General features: G+C 59.4%; 16 protein-coding genes. 12 read left to right on the forward strand and 4 right to left on the reverse strand.

Features of this window, described 5'->3' with window-relative positions:
* The first annotated feature begins 2 nt into the window (after window positions 1-2).
* From MF268_RS20340 to MF268_RS20380, 9 genes are all read left to right on the forward strand, one after another.
* Entirely contained in the window at window positions 3-1166 is a 1164-nt protein-coding gene (locus MF268_RS20340; RefSeq protein WP_238372696.1) for an acyl-CoA dehydrogenase family protein, read from the forward strand.
* A 10-nt stretch (window positions 1167-1176) separates the two neighbouring features.
* The gene (locus tag MF268_RS20345; RefSeq protein WP_238372697.1) at window positions 1177-2016 is read left to right on the forward strand and encodes an HTD2 family dehydratase; all 840 of its coding nucleotides are present in this window, start codon (window positions 1177-1179) and stop codon (window positions 2014-2016) included.
* A gap of 212 nt (window positions 2017-2228) precedes the next feature.
* Entirely contained in the window at window positions 2229-3008 is a 780-nt protein-coding gene (locus tag MF268_RS20350) for an ABC transporter ATP-binding protein (protein WP_238372698.1), read from the forward strand.
* Between the two features lie 25 nt (window positions 3009-3033).
* Window positions 3034-5010 (forward strand): AMP-binding protein, encoded by a 1977-nt coding sequence (locus MF268_RS20355; protein WP_238372699.1) that lies wholly within the window; start codon window positions 3034-3036, stop codon window positions 5008-5010.
* Between the two features lie 15 nt (window positions 5011-5025).
* Window positions 5026-5910: a branched-chain amino acid ABC transporter permease gene (locus MF268_RS20360; protein ID WP_027238748.1), complete on the forward strand. Its 885-nt coding sequence runs from the start codon at window positions 5026-5028 to the stop codon at window positions 5908-5910.
* Between the two features lie 3 nt (window positions 5911-5913).
* Window positions 5914-6966, forward strand: coding sequence for a branched-chain amino acid ABC transporter permease (locus MF268_RS20365; protein ID WP_238372700.1), 1053 nt, complete (start codon window positions 5914-5916; stop codon window positions 6964-6966).
* 35 nt (window positions 6967-7001) lie between these two features.
* Window positions 7002-8240: an ABC transporter substrate-binding protein gene (locus MF268_RS20370; protein WP_238372701.1), complete on the forward strand. Its 1239-nt coding sequence runs from the start codon at window positions 7002-7004 to the stop codon at window positions 8238-8240.
* A 60-nt stretch (window positions 8241-8300) separates the two neighbouring features.
* Window positions 8301-9092: an ABC transporter ATP-binding protein gene (locus MF268_RS20375; RefSeq protein ID WP_238372702.1), complete on the forward strand. Its 792-nt coding sequence runs from the start codon at window positions 8301-8303 to the stop codon at window positions 9090-9092.
* A 13-nt stretch (window positions 9093-9105) separates the two neighbouring features.
* Complete coding sequence (locus MF268_RS20380; protein ID WP_238372703.1) at window positions 9106-9894, forward strand: SDR family NAD(P)-dependent oxidoreductase; 789 nt, start codon at window positions 9106-9108, stop codon at window positions 9892-9894.
* Window positions 9895-9919: 25 nt separating this feature from the next.
* On the opposite strand, the gene MF268_RS20385 is transcribed toward MF268_RS20380, so the two are convergent.
* Window positions 9920-11023, reverse strand: coding sequence for a CaiB/BaiF CoA transferase family protein (locus MF268_RS20385; protein ID WP_238372704.1), 1104 nt, complete (start codon window positions 11021-11023; stop codon window positions 9920-9922).
* Window positions 11024-11135: 112 nt separating this feature from the next.
* Between MF268_RS20385 and MF268_RS20390 the strand changes: the two genes are divergently transcribed.
* The 3 genes from MF268_RS20390 to MF268_RS20400 are packed head-to-tail and all read left to right on the forward strand — an operon-like array spanning window position 11136 to window position 14362.
* Complete coding sequence (locus tag MF268_RS20390) at window positions 11136-11924, forward strand: enoyl-CoA hydratase/isomerase family protein (protein ID WP_238372705.1); 789 nt, start codon at window positions 11136-11138, stop codon at window positions 11922-11924.
* A gap of 16 nt (window positions 11925-11940) precedes the next feature.
* Complete coding sequence (locus tag MF268_RS20395; protein WP_238372706.1) at window positions 11941-13179, forward strand: thiolase family protein; 1239 nt, start codon at window positions 11941-11943, stop codon at window positions 13177-13179.
* Window positions 13180-13195: 16 nt separating this feature from the next.
* Window positions 13196-14362, forward strand: coding sequence for an acyl-CoA dehydrogenase family protein (locus MF268_RS20400; protein ID WP_238372707.1), 1167 nt, complete (start codon window positions 13196-13198; stop codon window positions 14360-14362).
* A 113-nt stretch (window positions 14363-14475) separates the two neighbouring features.
* On the opposite strand, the gene MF268_RS20405 is transcribed toward MF268_RS20400, so the two are convergent.
* The 3 genes from MF268_RS20405 to MF268_RS20415 form a co-directional block, all read right to left on the reverse strand.
* On the reverse strand, window positions 14476-14967 hold the full coding sequence (locus MF268_RS20405) for an acyl-CoA dehydrogenase family protein (RefSeq protein WP_273545125.1): 492 nt from the start codon (window positions 14965-14967) through the stop codon (window positions 14476-14478).
* Between the two features lie 52 nt (window positions 14968-15019).
* Window positions 15020-15823, reverse strand: a complete 804-nt coding sequence (locus tag MF268_RS20410; protein ID WP_238372709.1) for an IclR family transcriptional regulator — start codon at window positions 15821-15823, stop codon at window positions 15020-15022.
* A gap of 143 nt (window positions 15824-15966) precedes the next feature.
* Window positions 15967-18081, reverse strand: a complete 2115-nt coding sequence (locus tag MF268_RS20415) for an acetate--CoA ligase family protein (protein ID WP_238372710.1) — start codon at window positions 18079-18081, stop codon at window positions 15967-15969.
* Window positions 18082-18088 lie beyond the last annotated feature (7 nt).

An 18088-nucleotide genomic window follows, 5' to 3' on the forward strand; every position in this document is an offset into this window, starting at 1 on the left:
CAATGCAGACGTCAGCCCCAGACACTCACACCGATCTGCGCGACGCCTTGCGCGCACTTTGCGCGCAGTTTCCGCCAGAATATCATCGCAAGTTCGGCGAAAACGAAACCTACCCCGAGGAATTCGTCGATGCGCTGACCCGCGAGGGCTGGCTCGCGGCGATGATCCCCGAGGAATACGGTGGCTCGGGACTGGGGTTGACGGAAGCCTCGATCATCATGGAAGAGGTGAACCGCTGCGGTGGCAACGCGGGTCATTGCCACGGGCAGATGTATAATATGGGCACGCTGCTGCGGCACGGTTCGGATGAGCAAAAGCAGAAATACCTGCCCAGTATTGCCAGCGGCGAGTTGCGCCTACAATCCATGGCCGTGACCGAACCGACAACCGGAACTGACACCACCAAACTGAAGACCACCGCGGTCAAGAAGGGTGACCAGTATGAGATCAATGGCCAGAAGGTCTGGATCAGCCGCATCCAGCATTCTGACCTGATGATCCTTCTGGCACGCACCACGCCTCTGAACGAGGTCAAGAAAAAGTCGCAGGGCCTGTCGATCTTTATGGTCGATCTGAAAGAGGCAATCGGCAACGGCATGGAGGTCCGCCCCATCGCCAATATGCCCGGCCACGAAACCAATGAAGTGTTTTTCGACAACCTGGAAATCCCCGCTGAAAACCTGATCGGGACCGAAGGGCGCGGGTTTTACCATATTCTTGACGGGCTGAACGCCGAACGGACCCTGATTGCAGCGGAATGTATCGGTGATGGATACTGGTTCGTTGACAAGGCCCGCGCCTATGCCGGCGACCGCGTGGTCTTCGACCGTCCCATCGGCCAGAACCAGGGCGTGCAATTCCCCATTGCCAGGTCCTATGTGAACATCGAGGCCGCCAATCTGATGCGCTTTGAGGCCTGCAGACGTTTCGATGCCGGGCTGGATTGTGGGGCGCAGGCGAATATGGCCAAGCTGCTGGCTTCGGAAGCCAGCTGGGAAGCGGCCAATGCCTGCATCCAGACCCATGGCGGCTTCGGTTTCGCGCGGGAATACGATGTCGAGCGCAAGTTCCGCGAGGCCCGACTGTATCAGGTCGCTCCGATCTCGACCAACCTGATCCTGTCCTATGTCGGTGAGCATATCCTGGGTATGCCGCGATCCTTCTGAGGCCGCGACCATGAGAGAGATCGACCTAGACGCGCTGGCGCCCTGGCTGGGACGCACCGAAACCAGGAAAGATGTTCTGACGCAGGGGCTGATCAACAAATTCCGTGCCACGTTTGGCCCACATCTTTGGGAGGGAGCGGGCGATGTGCCGCTGGGCATCCACTGGTGCTTGACGCTTGATACCGCGCCGAAGACCTCTCTGTCAGAAGATGGCCATGCCGCAAGGGGCGGGTTTCTTCCGCCTGTTCCCCTACCGGCCCGCATGTGGGCTGGTGGCGATGTTACGCATGTTGCGCCGCTGACGATCGGTGAAACCTTCACCCGCCGCTCAGTGATCGGGGATATATCGGCCAAGCAGGGCCGCAGCGGAGCGTTGGTCTTTGTGACCGTCGAACACGAGTATTTCAGCGGCAACCGGCTTTGTATCCGGGAACAGCAGTCGATTGTCTTTCGTGAGATCGCCGCGCCGCGCCCGGTGAAGAGGGCACTCGCAGCGGCCGACCCCGCCACGCTCAGATCGAGCCTTACACCGGATCCGGTGCTGCTGTTTCGCTATTCCGCGCTGACGTTCAACGCCCATCGCATTCACTATGACCACATCTACACGACCGAAACCGAAGCCTATCCCGGGCTCGTTGTGCATGGCCCTTTACAGGCAACGCTGCTTCTGAACCTGGCGGCGGATGCGTTGAATACGTCCCCCCACCGGTTTTCTTTCCGCGGACTCGCACCGCTGACCCTGCCCTGCGAATTGCAATTGCACAATGAAGGGACCGAAACCTCCGGGACAGTCTGGTGTCAGGATCAAAACGGTCTACGCAGTTTTTCTGCCAAGTATTCCGAGATCTGAATAGTTCTGTAGGGGAAATGGATTCCGGTGTTGATATAGTTTTCTAACATATGTTAGATTGTGTGGGGAGATTTGGTAGATAGACCAGGCAAACCTTTGAATAAAGAGGTGGGTGGAGAAACGATGCGAGGAAAACTCGTTCTCAACGGACAACCGTACGGTCAGGCTGTGCGCGACTCCATGACGTGTCGGGAAAAGGCACGGGCTGCATCATGACTACGAATGGCGGGATCGTCTCATCGCCGCTTGCGGTGCGTGGTGCAACTTTGAAATTTGGCGGTGTGACGGCGCTCGACGATGTGAGCATCTCTGTAAACGACGATGAATTGCTTGCGATCATCGGCCCGAACGGTGCCGGAAAAACATCACTTCTGAACGTTACTGCGGGCTTCTACCGTCCACAGAAAGGCCGTGTCGAATTGTCTGGTCAGGACGTAACCGGCCTGCGTGTTGACCAGATCGCCCGGCGCGGTTTGGCGCGGACGTTTCAGGGCACCCATCTTTTTGCCGGGCAGACCGTGGTGGAAAACATCATGATCGGCCGTCACATGCTGATGAAATCGAATGTGATCCAGGCTTTTTTCCAATTCGGTCCCGTGATGCGCGAGGAATCGGAACATCGCGAAGCCGCCGAAGAGATCATCGACTTTCTGGAGATCGAGGCAATCCGCAATCGGCCCGTGGGCACGTTGGGGTACGGACTGCGAAAGCGTGTCGATCTGGGCCGTGCATTGGCGCAGGAACCGTCGATCCTGCTGATGGATGAACCGATGGCAGGCATGAACTCGGAAGAGAAAGAAGACCTCGCGCGCTTCATTCTCGATGTGCGCGAAGCGCGCAAGATCCCAGTGGTTCTGGTCGAGCACGACATGGGCGTGGTTATGGACCTTGCCGACCGGATTGTGGTGTTGGATTTCGGGCGGGTGATCGCCGAAGGCACCCCGGAAGAAATCCAGAAGGACCCGGCTGTGATCAAGGCATATCTAGGGTAGCGGGATGGTCAAACAAAGAACAGCAATGGTCTATTCAGATCCGGCAGTGACACATAGCGAAACCTTGCCACAGGTGTTGCTCGCGCGTGCAACCTCCTCGCCGAACGACCTCGCCGAACGCCACAAGCGCCTTGGCATCTGGCGTGAATTCACCTGGGCCGATGTGCTTGACAGGGTCCGCGCCCTGGCGCTTGGGTTGGAGAACCTGGGCCTGTCGGCGGGCGAATCCGTCATGATGATCGGCGAAAACGAACCCGAACATTTCTGGGCTGAATACGCCGTCCAGTCATTGGGCGGCAAAGTCCTGTCCGTCTATCCGGATCAGAACGCCGAAGAGATTCTGTATCTGGCCGAAGATTCGCAAACGCGGATTTTTCTGGCGCAGGATCAGGAGCAGGTCGATAAATGCATCGAGATCGCGGGCAAGTATTCAGGGGCCCTGGCGATCGTTTACTGGGATGATTCCGGCCTCTGGGGCTATGATCATCCTCTGTTGCATTCCTTTGAAAGTGTGAGCGTGGCAGGATGTCAGATCCACGCCAAGGAGCCTGCCAGATTTGAAGAACACGTCAAACGCGGGCGGGCGGACGATACCGTCTTGCTGTCCTATACCTCCGGGACCACAGGAAAACCCAAGGGCGTTGTCATCAGCCATCGCTACCTGTTCGACAACTGCTCGCGGGTGATGGGGGCAATCGAAATCGCGCCAGGCACGGAATACCTGACCTACATTTCCCCCGCCTGGGTCACGGAACAGATTTTCGGTCTGTCGATCGGTTTGATCGCGCCCATGGTCGTAAATTTCCCCGAAGGCCCCGAAGACGTGCTGACCAACATTCGCGAACTGGCGGTTGACGCGCTGGTGTTCAGCCCGCGCCAGTGGGAGAACCTCGCTTCTATCGTCCAGGCCCGGATGTTGGGTGCGGGCAAGTTCCGCAATGCGATGTACAATTGGGGTATGAAAGTCGGTCGCAACGTTTATGTCGAGCTGCTGGAAGGGCGCAGCCCCAGCCTTGCCGCACGCCTGCAGCTTCCCTTTGCCGAGGCGCTGGTGCTGCATCACCTGCGCGACAATCTTGGCCTTGGTAAGGCCAAAAACGCAATGAGCGGCGGCGCCCTGATGGCACCTGACGTCTTTCGCATGTTCCACGCAATGGGCGTCAAACTGCGCAACGTCTATGGCGCGACCGAAATCGGCCTTCTGACTGCGCATGTCGGCGAAAGCTATCAGCTGGAAACCAGCGGCAGCTGGATGCAAAGCAACACGAACTACGGCGAACCGCTGGACTACAGAGTCTCGGACGAAAGCGAGCTTCAGGTGCGGGGCGGATCGGGCTTCGGCGGCTATCACGGCAAGCCCGAAAAGACCGCAGAGGAGCTGACCGAAGACGGTTGGTACAAGACCGGTGACGCGGTGTCCATGACCGACGACGGCGAGCTTTTGTTCTTTGATCGTGTCAAGGACATGCGCCGCCTGGCAAACGGGCACAGCTATCCGCCGCAGTTCATCGAAACGCGGTTGCGCTACAGCCCCTTCATCAAGGATCTCATGACCCTGGGCGACGAAAGCCGTGACTTCGTCAGCGCGCTTATCAATATCGATATGGAAGTTCTGGGTCGTTGGGCGGAAGAGAACAAGATCAGCTTCTCGACATACACCGATCTGTCGCAGAAACCCGAAATTCTGGAGCTTATCAAAGGCGAAGTGGCGCGCATCAATGGCCTTCTACCCCAAGGCTCGCGCATCGCGCGGTTTGCGAATTTCCCTAAAGAGCTCGACCCGGATGAAGGCGAGTTGACCCGCAGCCGGAAACTCCGGCGGGCCTTTCTGGAGGAACGATATGCAAAGCTTGTCGAAGCGATCTATGGCGGCGATGACAAGACCGATCTTGAAATCGCCGTGACCTATCAGGATGGCCGTCAAGGCGTTCTCAAGGCCACGGTTCGCGTATCAGATGTCGAAAACGCATCGAAGGCTGCCAAGCGGCAGTCCAAAACCTAAAGGAGGTCGGCGAAAATGGTTTATTTCATCAATGACATCATAACCGGGGCTTTGATCGGCCTACTGTATTCGCTGGTGGCCATGGGCTTTGTCGTGATTTACCGCGCCAGCAAGGTATTCAACTTCGCGCAGGGCGAACTTGTGATCATCGGCGGGTTCATCGTCTGGTTCACGACGATGCAAGCGGGGCTTAGCCTTTGGTTGTCGATACCGCTTTCGCTGGTTCTGGCTGGCTTGGTCGGCTACGCAATCGAACGGATTTTTCTGACAAAGCTGATCGGTGAATCGGTTTTTTCGATGGTCATGGTCACTGTCGGCCTGCTGATCCTGTTGCGCGGGCTGGTGCTGCTTGTGTTCGGTCCCGCCGTGCGGCCCTTCCCGATCATTTTCCCGCTGAAACCGTTGTTCCTCGGTGATATGTTGATCCCGATGAACCTCCTTATGGGCGGGATCATCACCATTGTCGCCGCCGTCGGGCTGTCGTGGTTCTTCAACCGGACCCGGTCGGGCCTGCGGATGACCGCAGTGGCAGAAGATCACGTCGTGGCATCTTCGATGGGGATTTCAGTGAAGGGCTCGATTGCCTTTGCCTGGGTGCTTGGGGCAATCCTGTCCACGATCGGTGCAATGATCTTTCTCAGCGGCAAATCGCTGACCTTCCTGGCCTCGGATATCGGGTTCGCGGCCCTGCCGGTGGCGCTGTTTGCCGGGCTTGAGTCCATCGGCGGGCTTATTCTGGCAGGAATAATCATCGGAATCGCCCAGAGCCTGACCACCAACTACCTTGATCCGTTGATCGGTGGCTCGCTCGGCAGTGTCGTGCCATACATCATCATGCTTGCCATTCTGCTGATCCGGCCGACCGGCCTGTTCGGCTGGCGCACAATCGAGCGGGTGTAATCCATGGATCCCTCCGGTATTTTCCCGACAAGCTATCGCAGTGATAGACGTATTATCCGAACGCGCTGGCAGGTGCTTGCCCTCGTCTTGTTCATGGCTTTACTGTTGTTAGCGCCTTATCTGGTAAGCGGGCGTATCATCGCTATCCTGAACATGATGATGATCAGCGCCGTCATTGCCGTAGGGCTTCAGATCTGCACCGGCTATGCGGGCCAGATCAACCTGGGTCAGGCGGCTTTCATGGGGGTCGGGGCCTATACGGCCTCGATACTGGCCTCGAAGACCGGCCTTACATTCTTGTTGACGATTCCTCTGGCCGGCCTCTCGGCTGCGCTATTCGGCTTTCTCTTTGGTTTGACCGCGGCGCGGATCAAGGGGTTTTATCTGGCTCTGACCACGATTGCGGCACAGTTCCTGTTCCACTTTGCCGTATTAAACCTGCCGTCAACCTGGATGGGTGGATCAAACGGCATCACCGTGCCGCCCGCAGAACTTTTCGGGCTGCGCTTCGTTGGCGAAACTGCGCAGTTCTACATGAATTTTGCGGTCACCGCGATCATGGTCGCGGGTGCGTTCGGGATCGTGCGATCACGCTTTGGCCGTGCCTTCGTGGCAGTCAGGGATGATGACGTGGCCGCAGGTATCATGGGGATCAATGTCGCGGCCACCAAGGCGAATGCCTTCCTGATCGGCGCTTTCTATGCTGGTGTCGGCGGGGCGCTGTGGGCCTATCTGATCCGCTTCGTGGGGGTGGACCAGTTCACCTTGTTTCACTCGATCTTCTTTGTCGCGATGATCATCGTCGGCGGGATGGGATCAATCGTCGGAGCCCTGGTCGGTGTCTTCATTATCCGCATCATCCAGGAAATCATCGCGACTGTCGGCCCCAATATCGCCGAATCTGTATCATTTCTTGGCGGTGACATCGTGTTCGCCGGCATGAATGTCGTTCTTGGCGGCGTGATCGCATTGTTCATGATCCTCGAACCCAAGGGGCTGATGCACCGCTGGAACATAATGAAATCATCTTATCGTATCTGGCCGTTTCCCTACTGAAAAAATAGAGCGGCTCTTAACCTGGGAGGAAGAATATGACTTACCAAACGAAACGAGGTCTTCGCGGCTTGCTGGCGGCGTGTGCCATTGCTGTTGCGGCATCTATGCCTTTGAAAGCGCAGGCAGAGACAACCTATAATCTCGCCCTGCTGTCGGACTTTTCCGGCCCCTATGCTGACATCATGCCCGTTCTGGCGGGCGGACGCGAGGCTGTGTTTACCTGGTGGAATGAAACCCGAGGCAAGGAACTCGGCGTCAAGCTGAACTACAAGAACTACGAAACCCGCTATGACGCGGCACAGGTGGCAAGCCTCTGGCCCGGGATCAAATCGGAACTGGATCCGATTGCGGTCGTCGGCCTTGGCGGGCCTGACGTTGCCGCACTTTCCGAACGCCTGCCGGAAGACAAGATTCCGATGTTCATGGCCACGGCCAGCTACGGTTTTGCCTGGAAACCGGATTCCTGGATTTTCAACCCGCGTCCGACCTATTCGCACGAGAGTGCCGGCTTTCTGAACTGGATGCGTGAACAGCGAGGCGGAGACGGTCCGCTTAAGGTCGCGATCCTCGCCTCTGAGGCCTCGCCTGCCTATGTCGATATGGCAAAGGGCCTCGAACTCTATGCCGAAGAGAATCCTGAAGAGATCAATCTCGTCGAGGTCATCTATACCGAAGTGCAACCGACCGACCTGACGGGGCAAATGCGCCGCGTCGTGCGAGCCGGGGCCGAGGCGCTGATCATCCAGACGAACACTTCTATCGTGGTTGCGGCGAAACGTGGACTGCAGGCCAACGGTTCGAACATCCCGATCATGATGAGTTCGCATAACGGGCTTCCGGCCTCGGGCGGCGCGCTTGGCGGGCTTGATCAACTGGAGGGCGACTTTGAAGCCTACGGCATGGCGATCGCAGCCGATGAGGACACTCCCGCGCGGCAGTTCTATGAAACACTGGTTGCGGATCATGGGCTCAAGGCGCCCTGGAACGTCGTGACCGCAATGGGCGTGTCTCAGGGCCTCTTTGTCGCGACCGTGATCGATCACGCGATCGAGGCGAACGGTGCCGAGGGCCTGACCGGAGAGATGGTACGCGAGGCGCTTTTTGCCGGGCCGATCACCACCGAAGAAACCCACGGCTTTCTTCCATCCCTCACGTTCACTCCCGAAGCGCCTTTCCCTTTGGAAGGTCTCAAGGTGAATGTGGGTACTGTCAAAGATGGCAAGATCACCATCGAAGCGATCGGCGTAGACGTTCCTGACGTTCAGAAGTGGTGAAATAATCCGGGCGCCGCAGTCGCGGCGCCCGTCCTGATCTTTAGCCCGGGCAATATGACCATGCTGGAACTCAACAATGTAGAAGTGACCTATTCCGACGTCATCCTGGCGCTTAAAGGCGTGTCTATGACAGTCAGTGAAGGTCAATGTATTGCTCTGCTCGGTGGCAATGGGGCGGGCAAAAGCACGACACTCAAGGCCATCTCGGGAACGCTCAAATCCGAGGATGGAACCGTTTCGGCAGGGTCCATCGTTCTGGACGGAACCCCCGTTCAGAACATGGAAGCCTCGGAAGTCGTGAAGAATGGCCTGATCCACGTGATGGAAGGCCGGCGCGTGTTGCGGCATCTGACGTCAGAGCAAAACCTGATCGTCGGCGGACACATGGTGCCCAACTCCGCCGAGCTAAAAAACCGTCTGGATCATGTCTATACTCTGATGCCGCGGCTTGCGGACCTGCGCAACCGCACGTCCGGTTTCATGTCCGGTGGGGAACAACAACTGCTGCTGATTGGCCGGGCCATGATGGCCAAGCCCAAGATCATCGCGATTGACGAGCCGTCCCTGGGTCTGGCCCCGATGATGATCCGGGATGTCTTCGAGGTGCTCAAGCAACTCAAATCAGAAGGCACGACCTTTTTCCTGGTCGAACAGAACAGCGCTGCTGCACTGTCGATCGCCGACTACGCCTATGTGATGGAAAATGGCCGTATCGTGATGGATGGCCCGGCAGACAAGCTCGCTGACAATGAGGACATCAAGGAATTTTATCTCGGTGTCACCGCCTCGGGCGAGCGCAAAAGTTATCGCGACATCAAACATTATCGCCGCCGCAAAAGATGGCTGGGATAGGAAAGGAACGACAATGAGTGAACTGCTATCCATCAAGGGGCGTACCGCATTTGTAACCGGAGCGGGTCAGGGCGTGGGCCGGCAAGTCGCGCTTTATCTGGCTGAACACGGGGCCGGTGCCGTCGTCGTCAACGATTTTCACGCCGAACGGGCCGAAAGCGTTGCCGCGGAAGTGGAGGCAGCCGGTGCAAAGGCGCTGCCGCTCGCGTTCGATGTGTCGGATTTCGACGCGGTCGGCGCGGCGTTTGCCGAGGCTCAGAACGCCTTCGGCGGCGTGGATATTCTGGTGAACAATGCAGGCAACGCCGGGCCGACATCGCGTCTTGACGATCTTGTCCCGTTTTGGGAGTCGGATCCCACCGAATGGCGCCGCTGGATGGCGACCAATTTCGATGGGGTTCTGAACTGCACCCGACACGCCATGCCCTTGATGGTCAAAGGTGACTATGGGCGCATCGTGACCGTCATTTCCGACGCCGGTCGCGTCGGCGAGCCGCATCTGGCGGTTTATTCCGGAGCCAAGGCCGGTGCGGCAGGCTTCATGCGGGCCATCGCCAAGGCGGGTGGCCGGTTCGGGATCACCGCGAATTGCGTCGCCCTGGGGGGAACGAGAACGCCGGCTGTTGCCGACCTGATCCCGGATGCAGAGACCGAGAAGCGGGCATTGTCGCAATATGTGATCCGCCGTCTGGGTGAGCCGGAAGATCCCGCCGGAATGATCCTGTTTCTCTGCTCGGATGCCGCCAGCTGGATCACCGGACAGACCTATCCGGTGAATGGCGGGTATTCCTTTGCCTGCTAAAGCCGACATCGGACGGAAGCCGCCTCTAGCTGGCGCTGTCCGAAAGAACGCTGTCATTGTCTGCGCCAAGCTCTGGTGGCAGGTCAGGGGCTGCGGTCTCGAAACCATCGAACTTCAGAGGCTGGATAACGAACGTCTCGGTCCTGCCGCTGTCATGCGCGATCGTGCGCAGCAACTGTCGCGCACGCACATGGGGGTCGTCCAGCGTTTCGACCAAGGAATTGACCGGACCCCAAGGCACGCCCGCCTTGTCCAGAAGATCGCCCCATTCGGCGCGCGTCTTGCCGACCAGAACCGCCGCGATCTCTTCGCGGAGCGTGTCCTTGCGGGCGACACGGTCGCGGCCTGTCAACGGCGCAAGATCCGCTCTGTCGATCACATCGCAGAACGGTTGCCAGAACCAGTCCTCATGCGCGATGGACAAGGTCATGAGCTTGCCGTCCTTGCAGGTGAACACGCCGTAGCCCGGTTCGGCGATGAACTCGCCCAGCGGTGTGCCGTTGGCCGCCGGAACAAGGAATGCCGTCAACATCGAAACCACAGCGTCCGACATGGACACGTCCACGAAACGCCCCTGTCCCGTCCGCTGGCACGATACGACCGCCGACAGGATTGCGATCGCCGCGAACAACGCCGCGCCCACATCCGCGAGGGGGATCGCCGGAACAGGGCCCGGTTGCCCCGCATCGGCCTGATCGGCCAGCAGGCCGCCAACGCCTTCGTAGCTCAGGTCGTGGCCGGCACGGTCACGATAGGGGCCGTCCTGCCCGTAACCCGAAATCGACACGTAGACCAGCCGCGGGTTGACGCCACGCAAGTCCTCGAACCCGGCGCCCAAGGCTGCGAGCTTTCCAGGGCGGAACCCTTCGACGATAACATCCGAAACCTTGGCCAGTTCGCGAAACCGTGCCAGCCCCTCGGCCGATTTCAGATCCAGCGCGACGCTGCGCTTGCCCCGGTTCAGAGCCCGGAACAACGGCGGAAACTGCCGGGCCGGATCACCGATGCCCGGACGTTCGATCATGATCACCTCGGCCCCCATGTCGGACAACAGCATTGTCGCATAGGGACCGGGAAATTGTTCGGCAAGGCTGAGAATCCTCAGACCGGTCAGGGGTGCATTGCTCATATCAGTCTCCAGCTCTTGTTTTGTCCGCGTGCGGGTCCGCGCCAGTGCAGCGCAGATGGCCGCAAAAGGCAAGGCGAAAAACCAAAATTCCTCTATTAATCAGGAGCTTGTAATGATTGAAGCAAGGCAGACGCTATTTGTTGAGCGGGTAGCAAAAACTGAATGGATTACCTTTCAGCGCACCGAACAGCTCAACGCGATGTCAACGCAGATGTTGCGAGAGATCGCGGCCGCGCTGGAGGCCGCTCTGGCCGACGATGCGGTTCGCACAATTGTCCTGACCGGTTCGGGGCGAGCGTTCTGCGCCGGTGCCGATCTGAAAGAAGTTGCTGGCGCCAAACATGCACCGGGCGAGCCAGATCTGCTTGATCTTGTCGATCACACGTTTGGACTGATGCGACATGGCCCTAAACCCGTGATCGCCGCCGTGAACGGGCTGGCCATGGCGGGCGGTCTGGAAATGGTGATGGCCTGCGATCTGGTCTTTGCCGCCGAAAGCGCCCAGTTGGGCGACGCACACTCCAATTTCGGGGTCTTTCCCGGAGCAGGCGGTGCGGCGATCCTGCCGCGCAGGATTGGCCTGAACCGCGCGAAATACCTGCTGTTCTCGGGCGAGAACGTTTCGGCGCGGGACATGATGGACTGGGGGCTGGTCAACAAGGTCGTCGCGGACGAAGACCTGCGCGACGCGGTGCAGACCTTTACCAACAGACTGGCAGACAAAAGCCCGGCGGTCTTGCGCCGCATGAAGAGGGTCGCCAACCGATCAATGGACGTGGATGAAACCGCCGCCCTGGCCGAAGAGATGCTGAATCTGCGCGCGCACATGCGGTCCTGGGACATGCACGAGGGCCTGTCGGCGTTCAATGAAAAACGAAAACCGCAGTTTCGCGGATACTAGATCAGGAGGACAAACGATGCAGGACATTTACGTCGTTGGCGTCGGGATGACGCCGTTCGGAAAATTCCGGGACAGAACCATCAAGGCCATGACCGGCGAGGCCGTCGCCGCCGCCCTTTCAGACGCCGGAGTTACGGCTGATCGCATCGACGGCGCGTTCTTCTCGAACGCGGTGCAGGGCCACATGGAAGGCCAGCACATGATACGGGGCGAGATCGCGCTACGCGAGATGGGCATTCAGGGTATTCCGGTGGTGAATGTCGAAAACGCCTGTGCCAGCGCCTCGACCGGGTTCAAACTGGCGGTGGATTTTCTCAAGGCGGGCAATGGCGATTGCTGCCTCGCCGTAGGCGCCGAAAAGATGTATTCCGACGACCGCGCGTTGATGTTTTCGGCCTTCGACAGCGGCTGGGACGTCAGCAACGGCGACGAGGTCGCGCAACGGCTGGCCGATCTGGGTGCCGGAGTCGAGGAACCCGAAGGATCGAAATCGCCCAAGCCCTACAGCGTGTTCATGGATGTCTACGCAGGCTTCGCGCGGTTGCACATGAAAACCTTTGGCACCACGCAGGAACAGTTCGCCGCCGTCGCCGCCAAGAACCACGCACATTCCGCACATAACCCGCTGGCGCAGTACCGCGATGTAATGAGTGTCGATCAGGTTCTGGCCGCCCCGCCCATCACCTATCCGCTAACGCTGCCGATGTGCGCCCCGATCTCGGACGGTGCCGCGGCGGCGGTGCTTTGTACGGACGAGGGCCTCAAACGGCTGGGGCTCGATCCCGCTCGCGCGATCAAGGTCAAGGCCGCGATCTTGCGCTCGGGCACCGACCGTCCGCCGGAAGATTACAAGAACCACCTGACCCGGCTGGCCGCGCTTCAGGCATATGAACAGGCCGGGCTCGGCCCCGAGGATATGTCGGTGGCCGAAGTGCATGACGCCACGGCCGTCGGTGAAGTGATCCAGATCGAGAACCTCGGGTTTGTCGAATTCGGTGAGGGCGGCCCGGCCAGCTTGCGCGGCGACACAAAGATCGGCGGACGCATTCCGGTGAACCCCTCGGGCGGATTGGAATCCAAGGGCCACCCGGTCGGGGCCACCGGTATCGGGCAGGTCTTTGAACTGGTCACGCAACTGCGCGGCGAAGCCGGCGCGCGTCAAGTCGAAGGGGCGCAGAACGCCATCGCCGAAAACGGTGGGGGCTTGCACGGGGTAGAAGAAGCTGCCGCCTGTGTCACCATTCTCGGCTGCTGAAACAAGGAAAAGAATTATGGAAAACGTGATCGCCGCCGCTCAGGCAATCTATACAGACGAGCAACGCATGTTGCTGGAGAACTTCCGCAAGATGGCCGAGGCAGAGTTCGCTCCGCTGGCCGAGAAATACGAAGACCTCGGACACCCGCCCGATGCGAAAACGCTGAAGTCCCTGTTCGCCAAGGTCGAGGAATTCGGGCTGATCAGCGGCCTGATCCCCGAGAAAGACGGCGGTGCCGGAATCGACCGCATGACCTATGGCATCCTTTACGAGGAACTGGCCCGGATATGGGCAGATCTGGCAATTGCGGTCCTGATCCAAGGCCACGCCGTGTTTGCGGTCAACCTTCTGGGAAATCCGGCGCAGAAAGAGGCCTATCTGAAGCCGCTCCTGCGCAGCGAACGGATCTGTGCCACCTGTATTTCCGAACCAGAGGTCGGCTCGAACGTGCGCGAGGTCAAAACCCGCGCAGACCGCGAGGGCGACAAGATTTTAGTCACCGGCCAGAAGCTCTGGATTTCCAATGGGGCCCAGTCGGATTTCGCCATCGTTGTCTGCAATCTGGACGACGGTATTTCCATGGTCATCGTCGACCGTGACACCGGCGGATACGAAAGCCGCGAATTGCGCAAGCTGGGGCTTGTCGGTGCTTCGACCTGCGAATTGTTTTTCGACCGGGCCGAAACCACCGCCGAACATGTTCTCGGCAATGCAGGCGGGGGCCTGTTCCAGACTTTGAAGCTGTTTGAAAGCGCACGCGTGTTTGTCGGCCTGACCAGCATTGGCATTGCCCAGGCCGCACTGGAATGTGCCGTCAAATATGCACAGGATCGCGAACAGCATGGCAAGCCGATCGGCGGGCACCAGTTGATTCAAGGCTATCTGGCCGATATGGCCACACACTTGGATGCCGCGCGCCTGTTGTGCCAGCGCGGGCTGCAACTTCTGGATCTGGGCGTGCGTTGCGACACCCAGACCTCGATGGCGAAATGGTATGCGACGGAAATGGCTGTCGAAATCGCCGGCAAGGCCGTGCAGATACACGGCGGCAACGGCATCACAAAGGAGTTTCCCGTCGAACGGCACTTCCGCAATGCCAAGGTAATGCCAATCCCGGACGGAACGACCGAGATCCAGAAGCTGGTCATTGGGCGCAACCTGACGGGCCTGAATGCGTTCTGAAACACGCCCGGGCGGGAACGGCACAGACAATGCAGCCACTTCATGATCGTTCCCGCCCAACGGCGTTACGCAGTTTGATCCAGGCTTTGCCTCGGGCCGGGGGGGCAAGGTAGTCAGCCCCGCAGGGCCGAGATGCCCAAAGCCCCCTGCGCCAGAAGCAGCGCCTGAAGCTGGTTGGTGCCTTCAGCAATCGTGAGATGTCGCACATCGCGATAGTAGCGTTCGACCGGGAAATCACGGGTGTAGCCCGCCCCGCCGTGCACCTGCAAGGCGGTCTCGCAAACCCGCAGTGCCGTGTCGGAATTGTGGCGCTTGGCCATGGAACAGGCCCGGCCGCGATCCGGCGCCCCACGATCCAGTGCGTCGGCGGTGCGGCAGGCCAGCAGCCGCGAGGTTTCCACGCCAGTCATCATTTCAGCGATCATCTGCTGTACCAGCTGAAACCCTCCGATCTTACGTCCGAACTGTTCTCGCTCGCCCGCATAGCGCAGCGCCGCCTCATAGGCTGCAATTGACAGGCCGAGACAGGTGAAGGAAACGAAACAGCGACCCACATTTAGGTAATGCTTGGCGATGGCGAACGCCTCGCCCTCGGCGCCGATCAGTCCCTCTTTTTAGTGAAGTCGGACCATATTTCACGATTGCTGATTCAGACGTTCAGCAGGTCAGGGACCGTTGACTCATCTTTCTCAGATTTCGAACGATTTCTTCGCGCATGATCCCTACGATCTTTTTCTCGGACCGCAAGATAACATCAGTTGGAGCACCAACCCCGACAGCGAAAAGCCGCGAACTCAGGTGGTTAGGAAACGGCATGGAAATTAAGCCGCTCCCTTGAACCACCTGATCGGTTGACAGGTAGTAGCCTCTGGCTCGAGTTTCTGCCAGCGAGGCAACGAAGGCCTTCACGTCCACTGCCGGTTTGTCGGGCGCGCGATAGGCGTTGATCTTGCGGAACAGACTACACACTTCTTCGTCGCTGAAACGGCTCATCAGAACGCGCCCAACACCCGAATTCCCCAGCGGACGACGCGTCCCGAGTGATATGTGGTGGATCGGCGATTCTTTCGGACGGATAACTTGAACGTATTCGGCTTCGTCCCCGTTCTTAGTTGCCAAAACCACCACATGCTGTGTGCGTTCCGAAATTGTCCTTAGCAGCCGGTGGATCGTGCCTTCGCCGAACAGATCTGGATTCATCCACGAACCCAAAAGCGGAACGCGCTCGGTGGGAAAGTAACTCTTCCTCCGGGCGTCGTGCGAGAGAAATCCAAGCTTGACCAAGCTTTTAAGCAGCGCCGAGGTGCTCGACTGTGGGTACCCCAGTTCCTTGGCCACTTCAACGACCGACAGCGGACGGCGAACTTCATCGAAGTACACCAAAGTTTGACAGGTGCGCGCCACCGATTTCACGATGTGATCGCCGCCTGTCTTTACCAAGGCCTGGTGCGCGTTTTCCATGTTCCCCTCCCCTGCGTGCGATTATGTGCACAGCGTTCTGTAAAGCAGAATGATTGCGCATACAGATTCTGTCAACTGTTAGAAAATCGCAGGAGGCGCGCCACTCGCGGCTTGGATAGCAAGAGAGATTTCGGCCTCGGTTATCAGTGGCCTCGTCGCTTGGTGGGTATGATCACACCGTCAGCGGCGACAGCGCCCTGCCCGCTGGCCCCGACGATCAATGGATTGACATCAATGGTCTCAAGCGCTGCCCCGTGATGCACTGCAAAGGCAGACAGCCGCGCAAGAGCGTCGGCGAGCGCGTCGATGTCGCGTTCGGGCGCGCCCCGGAATGCGTCCAGAAGTTTGCGGCTGCGGATTTCGTCAATCATGCGATGCGCTTCGGCCGGGCCGAACGGCGCAACACGGAACGACACGTCTTCGAGAGCCTCGACAAACACGCCGCCCAGACCGAACATGACCACCGGCCCGAAAGCCGGGTCATGGGTCACGCCAAGAATGGCTTCCAGTCCGGGCGCTGCCTGTTCGGCGACGACAAGCCCGTCGATCCGCGCGTCGGGTATTTTCTCGGATGCCAGCTTCAGGATCCGTGCCCCGGCGGCGCGGACATCTTCGACCGAACGCAGGTCCAGCGCAACGCCCCCGATGTCGGATTTGTGCAGGATGTCGGGCGAGGCAATCTTCAGCACAACTGGGAATCCCATTTCTTGCGCGGCCTGGGCTGCCGCTTCGGGGGTGGTGGCCAGGGTTTCGTGCACGATCCCGATGCCGGCCTCGGCAAGCAGGGCCTTGGCCTCGATCTCGTTCACCATTCCGTCCGGCAACGGCGACAGGTTAGACAGTTCGGGTATCGGATCATTTTCGCCTGCCCGCGCGAAGGATCGGGCGAAATAGCGCAACGCGGCCATCGCGCGGACGGCGCGGGTCGGTTCCTCGAACACGATGAACCCTGACTTTTCATATGCGGCACGACCCTCTGGCTCTGTCAGCGAACAGAACAGCATCGGCCGACCGGGATACTTCTCGCGAATCCGCTCCAGACCGCTTCGAATGGCTTCGTTCAGGTCGGCGACAAGACCGACCGTGGACATAAAGATAATGGCTCCGTCGATCTCGCCGTCGCCAAACAACACATCCATGTTGGTCTCCAGCAGGTCGATCTGGTTGACCAGCTGCGCCGTCACATCGACCGGGTTGCGTACACCCGCGAAGGGCAGCACCTCTTTCAGCTTTTTCTGAGCGTGATCGGGAAGCGCAGGCACGTCCAGTTTCAGCTTTTCGGCTTCGTCGGCCATCAGCACCCCGACGCCGCCCGAGACCGTCACAAGGCCCAGCCGGTCGCCCTGCATCATCGAATCGGACTCCGCGCAAGCGTAAGTCACATCGAACAATTCATCGACCGATTGCGCCCGATAAACACCGTATTGCCGGAAAGCCGCGTCATAGACCGCGTCGGCCCCCGCCAACGAGGCGGTATGCGACTGCGCGGCCTCTGCTCCGACCGCGCTGCGCCCGACCTTCATCATGACCACCGGCTTTTCCCGGGCGCGCGCCAGCTCCAGTGCCTCGACCAGCCTGTCGCGATCGGTTGCGCCTTCGAGATATCCCATGATGACGCGGGTATTATCATCTTGTGCGCAATAGGCCACGGCATCGGCAAAATCGACATCGCAGGAATTCCCCGTCGTCGCCCAGATGTTGACCCCAAGTCCGCGCATTCGAACAAGCGTCATGCAATACGATCCGAAAGCGCCGCTCTGGCTGACGATCGACACGCCGCCGGGTTTTGGCAGGTGCTTTTCGACCCCAGGCGTGAATGTTGCATAGAGGTTGTGGCGAACATTGGCGATGCCAAGGCAGTTCGGCCCCACAAGTCGCATGCCGTCCTCGCGCGCAATGTCTACCATGCGCGCCTGCAGCGCGGCCCCTTCGGCATCGACCTCCGAGAACCCCGAACTGAAGATCACCGCCCCCCGCACACCGCGGGCCGCGCATTGTTCGACTGCCTGAACGGCCAGCGGCGCAGGCAGCGCGATCACAGCCAGGTCCGGTGTCGCGGGCGCCTCCGAGATCGACGGATACGCCGTCAGGCCCTGCACCTCGGGCGATCTCGGGTTGATAGGCAGGATCGGGCCGTCGAAGCCGTGCCGCTTGAGAAAGTCTACCGGCCTGCCGCCGATGCGCTTGGGGTCGCTTGAGGCGCCAATCACAGCCACTGATCGAGGGTTGAAAATGGCATCCATTCCGTGAATTCGCATGGGTCTT

This window comes from Heliomarina baculiformis, assembly GCF_019966545.1.
Classification (GTDB): domain Bacteria; phylum Pseudomonadota; class Alphaproteobacteria; order Rhodobacterales; family Rhodobacteraceae; genus Heliomarina; species Heliomarina baculiformis.

Bases quoted from the DNA above. Each gene is read 5' to 3' on its own strand.
- MF268_RS20355 (WP_238372699.1), top strand. From the start codon at position 3,034: ATGGTCTATTCAGATCCGGCAGTGACACATAGCGAAACCTTGCCACAG.
- MF268_RS20340 (WP_238372696.1), top strand. From the start codon at position 3: ATGCAGACGTCAGCCCCAGACACTCACACCGATCTGCGCGACGCCTTG.
- MF268_RS20350 (WP_238372698.1), top strand. From the start codon at position 2,229: ATGACTACGAATGGCGGGATCGTCTCATCGCCGCTTGCGGTGCGTGGT.
- MF268_RS20395 (WP_238372706.1), top strand. From the start codon at position 11,941: ATGCAGGACATTTACGTCGTTGGCGTCGGGATGACGCCGTTCGGAAAA.
- MF268_RS20400 (WP_238372707.1), top strand. From the start codon at position 13,196: ATGGAAAACGTGATCGCCGCCGCTCAGGCAATCTATACAGACGAGCAA.
- MF268_RS20385 (WP_238372704.1), bottom strand. From the start codon at position 11,023: ATGAGCAATGCACCCCTGACCGGTCTGAGGATTCTCAGCCTTGCCGAA.
- MF268_RS20390 (WP_238372705.1), top strand. From the start codon at position 11,136: ATGATTGAAGCAAGGCAGACGCTATTTGTTGAGCGGGTAGCAAAAACT.
- MF268_RS20380 (WP_238372703.1), top strand. From the start codon at position 9,106: ATGAGTGAACTGCTATCCATCAAGGGGCGTACCGCATTTGTAACCGGA.
- MF268_RS20365 (WP_238372700.1), top strand. From the start codon at position 5,914: ATGGATCCCTCCGGTATTTTCCCGACAAGCTATCGCAGTGATAGACGT.
- MF268_RS20370 (WP_238372701.1), top strand. From the start codon at position 7,002: ATGACTTACCAAACGAAACGAGGTCTTCGCGGCTTGCTGGCGGCGTGT.
- MF268_RS20375 (WP_238372702.1), top strand. From the start codon at position 8,301: ATGCTGGAACTCAACAATGTAGAAGTGACCTATTCCGACGTCATCCTG.
- MF268_RS20360 (WP_027238748.1), top strand. From the start codon at position 5,026: ATGGTTTATTTCATCAATGACATCATAACCGGGGCTTTGATCGGCCTA.
- MF268_RS20410 (WP_238372709.1), bottom strand. From the start codon at position 15,823: ATGGAAAACGCGCACCAGGCCTTGGTAAAGACAGGCGGCGATCACATC.
- MF268_RS20415 (WP_238372710.1), bottom strand. From the start codon at position 18,081: ATGCGAATTCACGGAATGGATGCCATTTTCAACCCTCGATCAGTGGCT.
- MF268_RS20345 (WP_238372697.1), top strand. From the start codon at position 1,177: ATGAGAGAGATCGACCTAGACGCGCTGGCGCCCTGGCTGGGACGCACC.